At 72.9% G+C, this 14,344-nt stretch carries 11 protein-coding genes; 9 read left to right on the forward strand and 2 right to left on the reverse strand.

Annotated elements, in window-relative coordinates:
• Positions 1-26 precede the first annotated feature (26 nt).
• The 6 genes from AOK09_RS28920 (at position 27) to AOK09_RS28945 (ending at position 8,135) form a co-directional block, all read left to right on the forward strand.
• Entirely contained in the window at positions 27-2,279 is a 2,253-nt protein-coding gene (locus AOK09_RS28920; protein WP_079063517.1) for a SpoIIE family protein phosphatase, read from the forward strand.
• A 228-nt stretch (positions 2,280-2,507) separates the two neighbouring features.
• Positions 2,508-3,893: a phosphomannomutase/phosphoglucomutase gene (locus AOK09_RS28925; protein WP_055590199.1), complete on the forward strand. Its 1,386-nt coding sequence runs from the start codon at positions 2,508-2,510 to the stop codon at positions 3,891-3,893.
• 168 nt (positions 3,894-4,061) lie between these two features.
• Positions 4,062-4,244 carry a Trm112 family protein gene (locus AOK09_RS28930; RefSeq protein WP_055590200.1) on the forward strand — a complete coding sequence of 61 codons (183 nt, stop codon included), beginning with the start codon at positions 4,062-4,064 and terminating at the stop codon, positions 4,242-4,244.
• Between the two features lie 75 nt (positions 4,245-4,319).
• Positions 4,320-5,606, forward strand: a complete 1,287-nt coding sequence (locus AOK09_RS28935; protein ID WP_055590201.1) for an SIS domain-containing protein — start codon at positions 4,320-4,322, stop codon at positions 5,604-5,606.
• A 177-nt stretch (positions 5,607-5,783) separates the two neighbouring features.
• Entirely contained in the window at positions 5,784-6,989 is a 1,206-nt protein-coding gene (gene manA / locus AOK09_RS28940; protein WP_055590202.1) for a mannose-6-phosphate isomerase, class I, read from the forward strand.
• 159 nt (positions 6,990-7,148) lie between these two features.
• Complete coding sequence (locus tag AOK09_RS28945; protein WP_055590203.1) at positions 7,149-8,135, forward strand: cation diffusion facilitator family transporter; 987 nt, start codon at positions 7,149-7,151, stop codon at positions 8,133-8,135.
• 251 nt (positions 8,136-8,386) lie between these two features.
• Here AOK09_RS28945 and lepB read toward each other — a convergent pair whose 3' ends face one another.
• Positions 8,387-9,163 (reverse strand): signal peptidase I, encoded by a 777-nt coding sequence (gene lepB / locus AOK09_RS40485; protein ID WP_055590204.1) that lies wholly within the window; start codon positions 9,161-9,163, stop codon positions 8,387-8,389.
• A 448-nt stretch (positions 9,164-9,611) separates the two neighbouring features.
• Here lepB and ahcY point away from each other — a divergent pair, with 448 nt between their 5' ends.
• The gene (gene ahcY / locus AOK09_RS28955) at positions 9,612-11,060 is read left to right on the forward strand and encodes an adenosylhomocysteinase (protein ID WP_055590205.1); all 1,449 of its coding nucleotides are present in this window, start codon (positions 9,612-9,614) and stop codon (positions 11,058-11,060) included.
• Between the two features lie 102 nt (positions 11,061-11,162).
• The gene (locus AOK09_RS28960) at positions 11,163-11,801 is read left to right on the forward strand and encodes a hypothetical protein (protein ID WP_055590206.1); all 639 of its coding nucleotides are present in this window, start codon (positions 11,163-11,165) and stop codon (positions 11,799-11,801) included.
• Between the two features lie 15 nt (positions 11,802-11,816).
• Here the strand turns inward: AOK09_RS28960 and AOK09_RS28965 are convergent, their stop codons facing one another.
• A complete protein-coding gene (locus AOK09_RS28965; RefSeq protein ID WP_055590207.1) occupies positions 11,817-12,833 on the reverse strand; it encodes an RDD family protein in 1,017 nt (338 codons plus the stop codon).
• Between the two features lie 173 nt (positions 12,834-13,006).
• On the opposite strand from AOK09_RS28965, the gene AOK09_RS28970 reads away from it, so the two are divergent.
• Entirely contained in the window at positions 13,007-14,011 is a 1,005-nt protein-coding gene (locus AOK09_RS28970) for a stage II sporulation protein M (protein WP_055590208.1), read from the forward strand.
• Positions 14,012-14,344 lie beyond the last annotated feature (333 nt).

A 14,344-nucleotide genomic window follows, 5' to 3' on the forward strand; every position in this document is an offset into this window, starting at 1 on the left:
CGGACTTCCGCCGTACGGCGGCCAGGATGCGGGTCCGGGACGGCTGGGAGGGCCTGGTCGAGGCCAGGCGGCGGGACGGCGCCGCGACCAGTCTGGAGGTCCGGCTGGTCCCTCTGACCCGGGCCGACGGCGAACGCAGCTGGCTCGCTCTGGCGAACGACACCAGGACGCACGTCGAGGACCTGACCCGCCCGATGCTGCGGCACTTCTTCGCCGGCTCCCCGCTGGGCATCGGCGTGGTCGACACCGAACTCCGCTGTGTGTGGATGAACGACGCACTGGTGCGGTCCTCCGGCATCCCCCGGGAGCAGCGCATCGGCAGGCGGATCAGCGAGGCCCAGCCGGGCCCGGACGCCGAGCGCCTGGAGCAGGCGATGCAGCGGGTGCTGCAGAGCGGCGAGGCCCTGGTCGACGACGAGTACCAGGGCACCAGCCCGCTGTCGCCCGGCGGTATGGACCGCTGCTGGTCGACCTCCTACTTCCGCCTCGAGGACTCGGCGGGCGACCCGCTGGGCGTCTGCTACCTGGTCATGGACATCACCGACCGCCGTCAGGCCCAGCACCGGCTGGCCCTGCTCAGCGAGGCGTCCCTCTGCATCGGCAGCACCCTTGACGTACGGCGCACCGCCCAGGAGCTCGCCGAGGTCGCCGTGCCGCGGCTGGCCGACGTCGTCGTCGTCGATGTGCTGCCGTCGGTGCTGGCCGGGGAGGAACCGGCACCCGGCCCGCTGGCCGGGGACACACCGCTGCGCCGTGCCGCGCAGTACTCGGTGCGCGGCGGGTGTCCCGAGTCCACAGTCGAGATCGGGGAGACGGTGGCCTTCACCCCGGGCTCCCCGGGTGCCTTCTGTCTGACCGAGGGCCGCGCCTGCCTGCAGACGGATGTCTCCAACGCCGACTGGCTGGTGGGTGATCCGACACGCGCCGCCAAGATCCGCGAGTTCGGGGCCTCCTCCGCCCTCTGGCTGCCGCTGCGCGCCCGCGGCGTCACCCTGGGCGTCGCCACCTTCGTCCGCCAGGCCGACGAACGGCCCCCCCTCGACGAGGACGACCGGCTGCTCGCCGAGGAGTTCGTCGCGCGGGCGGCGCTCTGCGTCGACAACGCCCGCCGTTTCACCCGTGAGCACACTGCGGCCCTCACCCTGCAGCGCAGTCTGCTGCCGCACCGGCTGGCCGGCCGCACCGCCGTCGAGGTCGCCTCCCGCTACCTCCCTGCCGACGGGCAGACCGGGGTGGGTGGCGACTGGTTCGACGTGATCCCGTTGTCGGGAGCCCGGGTCGCACTGGTGGTGGGAGACGTGGTCGGACACGGCATCGAGGCGGCCGCCGCCATGGGCCGGCTGCGCACCGCCGTGCAGACCCTCGCCGACATGGAACTGCCGCCGGACGAACTGCTGGCCCACCTGGACGACCTGGTCGTCCGCCTCACCGAGGAGGAGGCCGCCACGGCCATCCTCGGCGCCACCTGCCTGTACGCCGTCTACGACCCGGTGACCCTGCGCTGCACCCTGGCGCGGGCGGCCCATCTGCCGCCGGCCGTGGTGGACACCGACGGCCGGGTGACCTTCCCCGAGCTGCCCGCGGGGCCCCCGCTGGGCCTCGGCTCGCTGCCCTTCGAGTCCGCCGAACTCCAGCTCGCCGAAGGCAGCCTGCTCGCCCTCTACACCAACGGCCTGGTCGAGCGCCGCCCCGGCGGGGACATCGACGTCGGCCTCGACCGGCTGCGGGCGGCGCTGTCCCAGCCGGACCGCCCGCTGGAGCAGCTCTGCGGACGGGTGCTGCGCTCCATGCATCGCGAGCGTCCCTCGGACGACGTCGCCCTGCTGCTGGCGCGCACCCGCGGGCTGGGCGCCGACGAGGTCGCCACCTGGGACCTTCCCGTGGACCCGGCGGTCGTGGGCACCGCCCGGGAGCTGGCCGCCCGGCAGCTGGAGTCCTGGGGACTGCCGGAGCTGCTCTTCACCACCGAGCTGGTGGTCAGCGAACTGGTCACCAACGCCATCCGGCACGCGGCGGGCCCGATCCAGCTGCGGCTGATCCGGCAGACCGTGCTCACCTGCGAGGTCTCCGACGCCAGCAGTACCTCGCCGCGGCTGCGCCACGCCCGTACCACCGACGAGGGAGGCCGAGGGCTGCTGCTGGTGGCCCAGCTGTCCAGGCGCTGGGGCACCCGCCACACCCCCACCGGCAAGATCATCTGGGCGGAGCAGGCCATCCCCACCCTGGAACCGGAAACCAGGGGTCCCGCGTCCGAGGTACCGGTCGTCCCGGGCGGCTGAATCCACGCGGAACCGGACAGCCGGTCCCACATGGACGAGGACGCGGACGGCACGCAGGCAGCGGGTAGTCTCTGCACCACATGGACACCCGCGCACCCGCGCGTCGGCCGTCCGCTGCGGTGCAACCACCCACCGGGTCCGGGGACCCGGACGGGGCGGGCGGCCCGGAAAGCAGTGCATCAAGTCGAACGTCGCGGTCCCGACCGCGAAGACCAGGGTGGAGCCGGAGTGCGCGACCTCAAGCAGATCGTGAAGGCCTACGACATCCGGGGTGTCGTCCCCGACCAGTGGGACGAGCCGCTGGCCCGCGCCTTCGGTGCGGCCTTCGTCGAGGTCACCGAGGCCACCTCGATCGTCGTCGGCCATGACATGCGGCCCTCCTCGCCGGGGCTGTCCAGGGCGTTCGCCGAGGGGGCGACCTCCCGCGGCGCGGACGTGGTCGAGATCGGGCTCTGCTCCACCGACCAGCTCTACTTCGCCAGCGGCAAGCTCGACCTGCCCGGCGCCATGTTCACCGCCAGCCACAACCCGGCGCAGTACAACGGCATCAAGCTCTGCCACGCGGGCGCGGCGCCGGTCGGCCAGGGAACCGGACTGGACACCATCCGCGAGCGGGTGGAGGGCTGGACCGCCGAGGACGGCACCGTCACCATCCCCCCGCACCACGGCGAGAGCGGCACCATCACCGGCCAGGACCTGCTGCAGGCCTACGCGGACCACCTGCTCGGCCTGGTCGACCTCGGCTCCATCCGTCGGCTCAAGGTCGTCGTGGACGCGGGCAACGGCATGGGCGGCCACACCGTGCCCACCGTCTTCGCCGGGCTGCCGATCGACCTGGAGCCGATGTACTTCGAGCTCGACGGCACCTTCCCCAACCACGAGGCCAACCCGCTGGACCCGAAGAACCTGGTCGACCTCCAGGCCCGGGTGAAGGAGACGGGCGCCGACATCGGCCTGGCCTTCGACGGCGACGCCGACCGCTGCTTCGTGGTCGACGAGCGCGGCGAGCCGGTGTCGCCCTCCGCCATCACCGCCCTGGTCGCCGTCCGCGAACTGGAGCGGGTCAAGGCCGCCGGAGAGCGGCAGCCCACCGTCATCCACAACCTGATCACCTCCTGGACCGTCCCCGAGGTGGTCCGCGACCACGGCGGCACCCCCGTGCGCACCCGCGTCGGCCACTCCTTCATCAAGCAGGAGATGGCCCGCACCGGCGCCGTCTTCGGCGGCGAGCACTCCGCGCACTACTACTTCCGCGACTTCTGGCGGGCCGACACCGGCATGCTGGCCGCGCTGCACGTGCTGGCCGCCCTCGGCGGCCAGCAGGGCGCCCTCTCGGCACTCGTCGCCGAGTACGACCGCTATGCCGCGTCCGGTGAGATCAACAGCACCGTCCAGGACCAGGCGGCCCGGACCGCGGCCGTCCGCGCCGCCTACGCCGGACTGCCCGACGTCACCGTGGACGAGCTGGACGGGCTCACCGTCGCCGGCCCCGACTGGTGGTTCAACGTGCGGCCCTCCAACACCGAGCCGCTGCTGCGCCTCAATGTGGAGGCCCGCTCCGTGACCACCATGGAGAAGCTCCGCGACGAGGTCCTCGCCCTGGTCCGCGGCTGACCTCCCGGCCCCGCCCACCGGCCGGTCCGGCGCACGGCCCGTGCGTCGTCCGGCCGGTCGGAGCAGGCCCCGGCCGGTAGGCTGAAGAGGCCACAGAAGCACCCCCGGCGTCCCTCCCGCGAAGCCCGGCCGGCGACGCCCGAACCCTGAACCACGGAGCCGCAGCGCATGAAGCTAGAACCCTTCCTGCTGGAGATCCTCGTCTGCCCCCAGTGCCGGGCCCCGCTCAACGAGGCGGACCACGACGGTCACCCCGAGCTGGTCTGCACCGGCACCGACTGCGGACTGGCCTACCCGGTCCGCGACGGCATCCCGGTGCTGCTGGTCGACGAGGCCCGCCGCCCCGCCTGATCCGGCACCCGCCGCCAACGCGCCCCCAGCGGACCGCCCGCCAGGGCCCTCCGCAGACCCCGGAAGGACCGGCGCATGCTCGACGACGCACTGCTCGACGACCCGGCGGCGCTGGAGCGCGCCGACACCGGCGGCGCCCTGCTGTCCCTCGCGGGCGCGGGCGCCCGCATCCGCAACGCGCTGCGGCTCGCCGACGAGGCCGGACTCGGCAGGCTCCGGCCCGACGGCCGGCCCCGCACCGTCCTGGTCGCCGGACAACGGGCCGCCCTCACCGCAGCGGGGATGCTGGCCGCCCTCGGCGGCTCCGCCTGCCCGGTACTGCCGCTGGGACCGACCGCGGCCGCACCCGAGGAGTCCGCCCCCGCCACCGGCCGCGCCGGACTCCTCGACCTCGCCTGGCACCTGCCCGGCTGGGTGGGCTCCCTCGACCTGCTGGTCACCGCCTCCGCCGACGGCACCGAACCCGGACTCTGCGCCCTGGTCGAGCAGGCCTACGTCCGCGGCTGCTCCGCCGCGGTGATCGCACCCGCCGGAAGTCCGCTCGCCGAGGCCGCCGTACAGGCCCGCGCGCTGCTGCTGCCGTACGCGCCCCCCGCCCCTGCCGCGGGGCTGGAGAGCACCGGTGCCGCTCCTGAGACCGACCTGCCGCCCGAGGACCCCGGAGCGCTCTGGGCCGTCCTGGCCCCGCTGCTCGCGCTGGCCGGGCGGATCGGGATCGCCTCCGTGGACCAGAGCTCCCTGCAGGCCGCCGCCGACCGGCTGGACGAGGTCGCGGTCCGCTGCCGCCCCGCAGCGGCCGCCTACCTCAACCCCGGCAAGAGCCTCGCCGGCCGGCTCTCCGGGGCACTGCCGCTGCTCTGGGGCGACGGTCCGCTCACCGGAGCGGTGGCGCACCGCTTCGCGGCACTGCTCGCCGACCAGGCAGGGCAGCCGTCGCTCGCGGCGGTGCTGCCGCAGGCCCTCGCCGAGCACCGGGGACTCTTCGCCGCGCGGCTGGGCAACGGCAGCGGCACCGACGACTTCTTCCGCGACCGGGTCGAGGAGCCCGACCCGCTGCGGCTCCAGGTGCTGCTGCTGCGCCGGGTCGACGAGCCCGCGTTCGAGGAGGAGCCCGGCACCGAGGGGCGCGCGGGCACGGGTGAAGCCGGCAACGGCACCCCACAGGCATCGCCGGACCGCGACGCGGCGGTCCTCCACCGCACCGTCGCCCGGGCCCAGCGGCTGGCCGAGGACCACGGGGTGGTGCTGGGCGACCTCGCCAGCGCGCACGGCGACCCGGTGGAGGCGCTGGCCGAACTGGTCGGCACCACCGACTTCGCCGCCGTCTACCTCGGGCTCGCTGCCGGGACCGGTGCCGGCTGACCCGGCCGCCCCCGGCGGCCAACCGACACCTCGGCGCCGCTTCGGCGCCGCCCTGTGGCCATCTCCTCCTCGCCCGGGCCGGATTTCATCCGCGTCGGTTAGGGTCGTGCCTCCGGCACCGGCCCTCCAGCCTTGACGCAGCCACCCCCTCCGACCCAGGAAGAAGCAGCAGCGCGCATGGACCGCCTTGTGAACACCGTCCGCCCGTACGCCTGGGGCTCCACCACGGCCATCCCGGCGCTGCTGGGCCGGCAGCCCACCGGAGAGCCGCAGGCGGAGCTGTGGATGGGAGCCCACCCCGGCGCACCCTCGCGGATCGACCGGGGCCAGGGGGAGCGCTCGCTGGCCGAGGTGGTCGCCGCCGACCCGGAGGGGGAACTGGGCGCGGCCGTGGTGCAGCGCTTCGGCCCCGGGCTGCCGTTCCTGTTCAAGGTGCTGGCGGCCGGGCATGCCCTCTCCGTGCAGGTGCACCCGACGCTGGAGCAGGCGCGGGAGGGCTTTGCGGCGGAGGAGGCGGCCGGTGTGCCGCTGGACGCTCCGCACCGCAACTACAAGGACGCCAACCACAAGCCGGAGATGATCTGCGCGCTGAGCGACTTCGACGGGCTGTGCGGCTTCCGCGCCCCCGCCGAGACCGCTGACCTCTTCGACCACCTGGGCGTCGCCGCTCTCGCTCCGTGGGCAGCCGTGCTGCGCGGCGCACCGGAGGAGGAGGCGCTGCGCACGGTGCTCGCCGAGGTGCTGGGCGCCGACCGGGACGGTCTGGCGACCGTGGCCGGCGAGGTGGCCGAGGCGCTGGAGAAGGTGGCGGCCGGTGACGGCCCCCACGCCGCGTCCTGCGCCGCCTACGCGGGCGCCGCCAGGGACTTCCCCGGCGACCCCGGGATCATCGCGGCCCTGCTGCTCAACCATGTGGTGCTCCGTCCCGGAGAGGCGCTCTACCTCGGCGCCGGGGTGCCGCACGCCTACCTCAGCGGCCTCGGTGTGGAACTGATGGCCAACTCCGACAATGTGCTGCGCTGCGGGCTCACCCCCAAGCACGTGGACGTTCCGGAGCTGATGCGCGTGGTGGACTTCTCCGCCACCCGGCCGACGGTGCTGACCCCGCAGTCCGTGCCGGGAGCGCAGGGCGAGGAGCTGTACCCGGCACCGGTGGCCGAGTTCCGGCTCTCCCGCTATCTGCTGGACGGCACAGCGCGGGTGGTGGACGGCCGCACCCCGCAGATCCTGCTGGTCACCGAGGGGACGGCCACGCTGGCCGACAGCAGGGGACGATCGCTGGACCTGGTCCGGGGCGAGTCCGCCTACCTTCCGGCGGACGGTGCGGAGGTCACCCTCGGCGGCAGCGGTGCGGTGGTCTTCCGCGCCACCGTCTCGCTCTGAGCGGCGCGGCGGCGCTCCGGGACACCGTGAGGAGTGCCGCCGAGACGGTGCGGGCAGAGGCCACCGGCCGCTGGTGCGAGAATGGCGCGCCGTGGCGGGGACGCCCGACGACGAGACCAGCAGGCCCGCAGCGGCCCGGCGGAAGGACTGAACCGCACCATGAGTGCATCCGGAGGTACCAAGGCGATCGTGGCTGCCCTGAGCGCCAATCTGGCGATCGCGGCCAGCAAGTTCGTGGCGTTCCTCATCACGGGCTCCTCCTCGATGCTGGCGGAGGCCGTGCACTCCGTGGCCGACTCCGGCAACCAGGGCCTGCTGCTGCTGGGTGGGAAGCGGGCCCAGCGTGAGGCCACCGAGGAGCATCCCTTCGGCTACGGGCGGGAGCGCTACATCTTCGGCTTCCTGGTCTCGATCGTGCTGTTCTCGGTCGGCGGCATGTTCGCCGTCTACGAGGGCTACGAGAAGATCGCCCACCCGCACCCGCTGGAGAGCTGGTACTGGGCCGTCGGCGTGCTGGTCTTCGCGATCGTGGCTGAGGGCTTCTCCTTCCGTACCGCGATCCGCGAGTCCAACCAGATCCGCGGGACGCTCGGCTGGTCGCAGTTCATCCGGCGGGCCAAGGCGCCCGAGCTGCCCGTGGTGCTGCTGGAGGACTTCGGCGCGCTGATCGGCCTGGTCCTGGCGCTGATCGGTGTCGGCCTGGCCATCGTCACCGACAACGGGGTCTGGGACGGCGTCGGCACGCTGTGCATCGGCATCCTGCTGATCGGCATCGCCCTGGTGCTGGCTGCCGAGACCAAGAGCCTGCTGCTCGGCGAGGCGGCTGGCAGGGAGGTCGTCGACGACATCCGCCGGGCGATCGTCGACCACGACAGCGTGGCCGGCCTCATCCACATGCGTACGCTCCATCTCGGCCCGGAGGAGCTGCTCGTCGCCGCCAAGATCGCCGTACGCCACGACGACACCGCCGGAGACGTCGCTCGCGCCATCGACGCCGCCGAGGCCAGGATCCGCAAGGCGGTGCCGATCGCCCGCGTCATCTACCTCGAACCGGATATCTACAGCGCCGAGGCGGCGGCCGCCGGGCCAGACCCCGCGGCCACGCCGGGCGGCCCGGGCCCTGGGTCGGGTTCGACCGTCCACTGATTTGTACGGCCGGCCACCGCCCGGGGCCCCAGGTCCCGGGCGGTGCCATGCCGGGCCCCGGCTCGCCGCCGGGCGCCGCGCGTGGGCGGCGCGCAGCCCGAAACCGCGCAACCCGAAGCCGGGCAGTCGCAGGCCGAGCAGGGCGGGCAGGTGCAGGCCGTGCCGTCCCAGGCCGCGCAGCCCGAGGAGGAGCCGTTCGAGGCGCGGCCGCCCGGGGGTGCGCCCCACCGGGAGAACGGGCCGCGTACTGATCAGCCTCCGAAGGCCCGCCGCCGGGCCCGCCGCCGTGAGACCCACAGCGTGACCGGTGTCGCGATCAACCCGGCCAGCGCCAGCCCGCCGCCCGCCGCGATCAGCAGGATGTACTGCGCGGCCGAGCCCTCTTCCGCCACCCGGCCGTCGCCCACCGCGGCGAACGCCCGGGTCGGGGTCAGCGAGTGGGTCCCCGATCCCGAACGCACCGACTCGACCCGCCCCACAAGCCCGGCCGTGGACACACTGCCCTGCTGCTCGTCCAGGTGGAAGCGCGAGTCGTAGGCGTCGTTGCGGTTGTCCCCCATCAGGAAGACACGCCCGCTCGGCACCACCGCTGAGAACGGCCGCCCGCCGAAGGTGATCCCGGGCGGCAGATACGGTTCCTGCACAGCCTTGCCGTCGACCGTCAGCCGCCCGTCCGGCCCCGCTGCGAGCCGGTCGCCCCCGAGGCCGACCACACGCTCGATCACCGCCTTCTGGTTCCAGTCGGGCACGGTGATGACCACGACATCGCCCCGGTGCAGATCGCCGGCCCCTATCCGCCGGACAGTGATCTGGTCGCCCGGCTGAAGCGTGGGCCGCATGGACGCACTGGCCACGGTGAAGCGGCGGTAGCCGTGTGCGTACAGCCCGACTCCGGCAGCCGCCGTCAGGACTCCCACCAGGACCACCGCCAGGCAGACCCACAGCCCCCGCAGGCTGGGCCGGTGCGGGTCGGGAAGCGGACCGCCCGGCGGCGGAGCCCAGACCCGGTCCGCTGTCGCCTCCGACATGAGCGTCTCCTTTCGTCCCGCCTTCCGCCGGCGGGAAGGCGGCTCGGATCGTAGTGACGAGGCCGCTGCCGGAGGTGCCCGGGGTGGCCGGAATCGCCGGGATGGCAGCCACGCTCCGCGACGGCCGGTGTAGATTCGTTGGCAGAGCCAGACGTCGCTGCTGATGGCGGTCGATCGGACGGAGTGCGGCACGCCGCACCAACCGGTCGAGGGAGAGAGGGCCTCCGACGGGCTGTGCCGGAGCAGGGGGACCGGTCCGCCGGTCCTGGTGGAGCAGGGGATCACGCCACCCCATGAAGGTGCGCGCGGCCGTGTCCGGGCCGTCGACGCCTCCGTGAGAGCGTGCCCTCCCAGGCGTCCACCTGCTGCGGCGCGCCGCACCAGGCCTTCGCACCGGCACCGCCCGGTGCACCCGACCCGCCCCACAATCAGCGCGAGGAGCAGACGCATGGCGTCCCAGACCGCCGCCGACTTCAAGGTCGCAGACCTCTCCCTGGCCCCCTTCGGCCGCAAGGAGATCCAGCTCGCCGAGCACGAGATGCCCGGCCTGATGGCCATCCGCAAGGAGTACGCCGAGGCGCAGCCGCTGGCCGGCGCCCGGATCACCGGCTCGCTGCACATGACCGTGCAGACGGCGGTGCTGATCGAGACCCTGGTGGCGCTGGGCGCCCAGGTCCGCTGGTGCTCCTGCAACATCTTCTCCACCCAGGACCACGCCGCCGCAGCGATCGCGGTGGGCCCCGACGGCACCCCGGACGACCCCCAGGGCATCCCGGTCTTCGCCTGGAAGGGCGAGACGCTGGAGGAGTACTGGTGGTGCACCGAGCAGGCACTCACCTGGCCGGGCGAGGTCGGCCCGAACATGATCCTGGACGACGGCGGCGACGCCACCCTGCTCGTCCACAAGGGTGTGGAGTTCGAGAAGGCCGGTGCCGCACCGGACCCGTCCACCGCCGACAACGACGAGTACCGGATCATCCTGGAGCTGCTGAACCGGACCCTCGCCGAGTCGCCCCGCAAGTGGACCGAGGCCGCCGCCGCGATCAAGGGCGTCACCGAGGAGACCACCACCGGTGTCCACCGCCTGTACGAGATGCACCGCGACGGCAGCCTGCTGTTCCCGGCGATCAACGTCAACGACTCGGTGACCAAGTCCAAGTTCGACAACAAGTACGGCTGCCGCCACTCGCTGATCGACGGCATCAACCGCGCCACCGATGTGCTCATCGGCGGCAAGGTCGCCGTGGTCTGCGGCTACGGCGACGTGGGCAAGGGCTGCGCCGAGTCGCTGCGCGGCCAGGGCGCCCGCGTGATCGTCACCGAGATCGACCCCATCTGCGCGCTGCAGGCCGCGATGGACGGCTACCAGGTGACCACGCTGGAGGACGTCGTCGAGATCGCCGACATCTTCGTCACCACCACGGGCAACAAGGACATCATCCTGGCTTCGCACATGGAGCGGATGAAGCACCAGGCGATCGTCGGCAACATCGGCCACTTCGACAACGAGATCGACATGGCCGGCCTGGCCCGGATCCCCGGCATCGTCAAGGACGAGGTCAAGCCGCAGGTCCACACCTGGACCTTCCCCGACGGCAAGACCCTGATCGTGCTCTCCGAGGGCCGGCTGCTCAACCTGGGCAACGCCACCGGGCACCCGTCCTTCGTGATGTCCAACTCCTTCGCCAACCAGACGATCGCGCAGATCGAGCTCTTCACCAAGACCGAGGAGTACCCGGTCGGCGTCTACACCCTCCCCAAGCACCTGGACGAGAAGGTCGCCCGTCTCCACCTGGACGCGCTGGGCGTCAAGCTCACCACGCTGACCGAGGAGCAGGCCTCCTACATCGGCGTCCCGGTGGAGGGCCCCTACAAGTCCGACCACTACCGCTACTGACCGTCGCAGCAGACGCGTCGGCGGACGCACAGCGCCGCCTGCCGGGCCCCGGACCTGCCACCAGGTCCGGGGCCCGGCCCGCTCCCGCCGTAGCATGCGGACATGCCCAGCGGCCGCTACTCCCTGCATGATCCCCACGACGACACCCCCCTCGGAGAGGAACACTTCAGCTGCGCCCCCGGCCCGGCCGGCTGGCGCTACACCTCACAGGTCTTCACCGCCGACGGCAGCCCCAGCGGCTCCGTCGACCTCACCCTCGACTCCCTCGGCCGGCCCCTGCGCCTTCAACTGCGCAGCGGCGAATGGCAGGTGCGCGGCGGCATGCTGGACGGACTCACCTGGGTCCGCACCGACGCCGGCGACCCCGACAGCGCCCATGCCACCGAGGGGCACGACCGCGCGCACGCCTTCACCGGCCGCTCGCCCGCATTCCTGGTCGCCACCGCCCGGCTGCTCCGGCTGCAACCCGGAGACAGGACGCGGCTGCGCCTGGTCGCCCTGACAGATCCCGTACTCGCACCACGCACCCTGGACCAGGGCTGGTCCCTGGACGGAATCGAAACACACGCCACTGACAGCGGCCCCCTGCGTGTGGAGCGCTACACGGTCGCCGATCTGCAGACCGGTGAGCAGCACCAGGTACACCTGGCCGGTGACGTGGTGCTCGCCGCACCCGGCGTCGAGCTGGAAGCCCTGGACGGCCCTCCCAACCAGCAGCGGCTCTCCGGCCCGGAGGCCTGACCGCCGGCCGGACCGTCAGGCGGGCGGGGCGAAGCCGCCGTGCCGGTCAGCGCCCCCGTCCACGGGCACGGCCTGCTCCGCAGCCACAGGCTGCGGGGCCAGAGGTGCGGCCTGCGGTGCTGCCTGGGGTACCGGCGAGGGGAGGGCCGGGGCAGTGGGCGGGGCCGGGACGGGCGCCGGCGCAGCGACGGGGGCGGCGGCCCAGCGGTGGCCATGGAGGGCGGGTCCCGCAGGTGCGGGCGTTGGAAAGGCCTGCGCCGACTGCTGGTGGGCCGTCATCTGCCGCCACTCCCGCTGCTGCCGCTCCGCCAGTACGGCGCCCAGGTACGCGGCCGGGTGCAGGCCTTCGGGCGCCGGCCGCCCGGTACGGGTGACCAGGTCGGCCGCCAGCTGCTGGGCCAGGTTCCAGGAGACCTGGGGATCCAGCTGTTGCATCCTCCCGAGGTACTGGCGGACCGCCAGCCAGAGCCCGTCCGGCACGGCCGACAGGTCCAGCGAGGCAAGTTCCCCGCCGAGGGCGTGCATCAGCTGCGGGGGCAGTGGCGGCAGCGGGCTGCGGCCGCCCCCCGCCCCCGGCACCCGTTCCCGGACCACCAGGGTGCCGGCGAAGACGTCCCCCAGCCGGCGTCCGCGGTCGGAGACCATCGAACTGATCGTCGCGGGCACGCCGGCCAGCGCGATGATCTCGAAGAACCCCACCAGCCCGCGGACCAGAGCATGCCTGAACCGCACCGGCCCGCCGTCGGTGCGGACCACCCGGAGCCCCAGCGCGAGCTTCCCGAGGGAACGCCCCCGGGACAGGGTCTCCACCACCACGGGTATCCCGACCAGAATGCCGACCATGAGGCAGAGCGTCGCCGCGGCCGCCGCCGCCGAGTCCAGGTCGGGGGCGGAAAGCGCCAGGACCAGCGTGAGCCCGATCACGACGACGAAGAGCACCAGCAGGTCCAGCGCGCACGCGATCATCCGGCTGGGCAGCTTCGCCGGCTGCACCCCCAGGACGACGGCCTCACCGGTCACCAGGTCGCTCACAGACATCCACCCGTTCCCACGCAGCGCTCCGGAGCATCGGGAGGACCACCCCGGCCCGTGCCCCCCTGCGGTCAAGATACGGCCGAGGGCCGGAGGCCCGGTAGCCGGGCGCACACCTCTGGCAAGCTGGTCCCCTCTCCGCCAAGCCGCCACCTGGAGCCTGGAGCCCACCCATGGATCTGGACGTCTTCGTCACCGCCCACCAGGCGGAGTGGGCCCGGCTCGACGGGCTCTGCAGGAGGCGCCGCCTCACCGGCGCCGAGGTGGACGAGCTCGTCGACCTCTACCAGCGCGTCACCACCCATCTCTCCCAGATCCAGTCGGCCGCCCCCGACCCCACCCTGGTCGGCCGCCTCACCTCCCTGGTGGCGCGCGCACGCAGCGCCGTCACCGGGGCGCGGACCGGAGGCTGGCACGACGCGGGCCGCTACTTCGCCACCACGTTCCCGGCAGCGCTCTACCGGGCCCGGCGATGGTGGGTGCCCACCGCTCTGGTGTCACTCGCGCTGGTGGCCGCGGTGGCGGTCTGGGTCGCCGGCCATCCGGACGTACGCGCCGCCATAGCGGCCCCGGACCAGCTCCGGGAGATGACCCGCCCAGGGGGTGAGTACGAGGCCTACTACTCCAGTCACCCCGCGAGCTCCTTCGCCGCGCAGGTGTGGACCAACAACGCGTGGGCGGCCGCCCTCTGCCTGGTCGGCGGAGTACTGCTGGGACTCCCCGTGCTCTACGCGCTGGCGGGGAACATCATCAACATCGGGCTGGGCATCGGCGTGATGGCCGCCGCCGGCCGGCTCGACCTCTTCCTGGGGCTGCTGCTCCCGCACGGAATGCTGGAGCTGACCGCTGTCTTCGTTGCGGCCGGCATGGGACTCCGCCTCGGCTGGACGGTGGTCGACCCCGGCCCGCGCACCCGGGGGACGGCGCTCGCCGAGGAGGGCAGGGCCACCATCGGGATGATCATCGGCCTCACCGCCGTCCTGCTGGTCTCCGGCATTCTCGAAGCCTTCGTCACCCCCTCCCCGTTGCCCACGTGGGCTCGTATCGGTATCGGTGCCGCAGCCGAGGCCCTCTTCCTGGTCTATGTCTTCGTGGTGGGCCGCAGGGCCCACCACATGGGTGACATCGGTGACGTCGAGCAGGCGGACCGTACGGATGAACTGCCCGTGGCCGCCTGAGCCGCATGTGCGGACGCGTGCTGCGGCCTGCTACTCTCATGATCGTGTCGGTGGACCCATTGACTTGGGCTCACTCGACGAGTAGGTTCGAACGGTTGCCTCCTGCTGGACAACGGCGGGAGCAGACGTTAGTGTCTACGACGTCGCCGATCCGGCAGCGAATCTAGAAATCCGCAGTCAATCCAGTTAAATGGAGCTGCGGATGAGTGCGCTCCGGTGCGGCGAATCCGGAAAACGGAGATCCGAGAGTCTGATAGGCTTCGGAACGAAGTTCGGAAAGAAAACCCCGCCAGCGGGGGTCGGAAATGCCGTAAGCGGATCTGATAAGCTGGA

Origin of the sequence: Peterkaempfera griseoplana, from assembly GCF_001418575.1 — a bacterium.
Taxonomy (GTDB): domain Bacteria; phylum Actinomycetota; class Actinomycetes; order Streptomycetales; family Streptomycetaceae; genus Peterkaempfera; species Peterkaempfera griseoplana.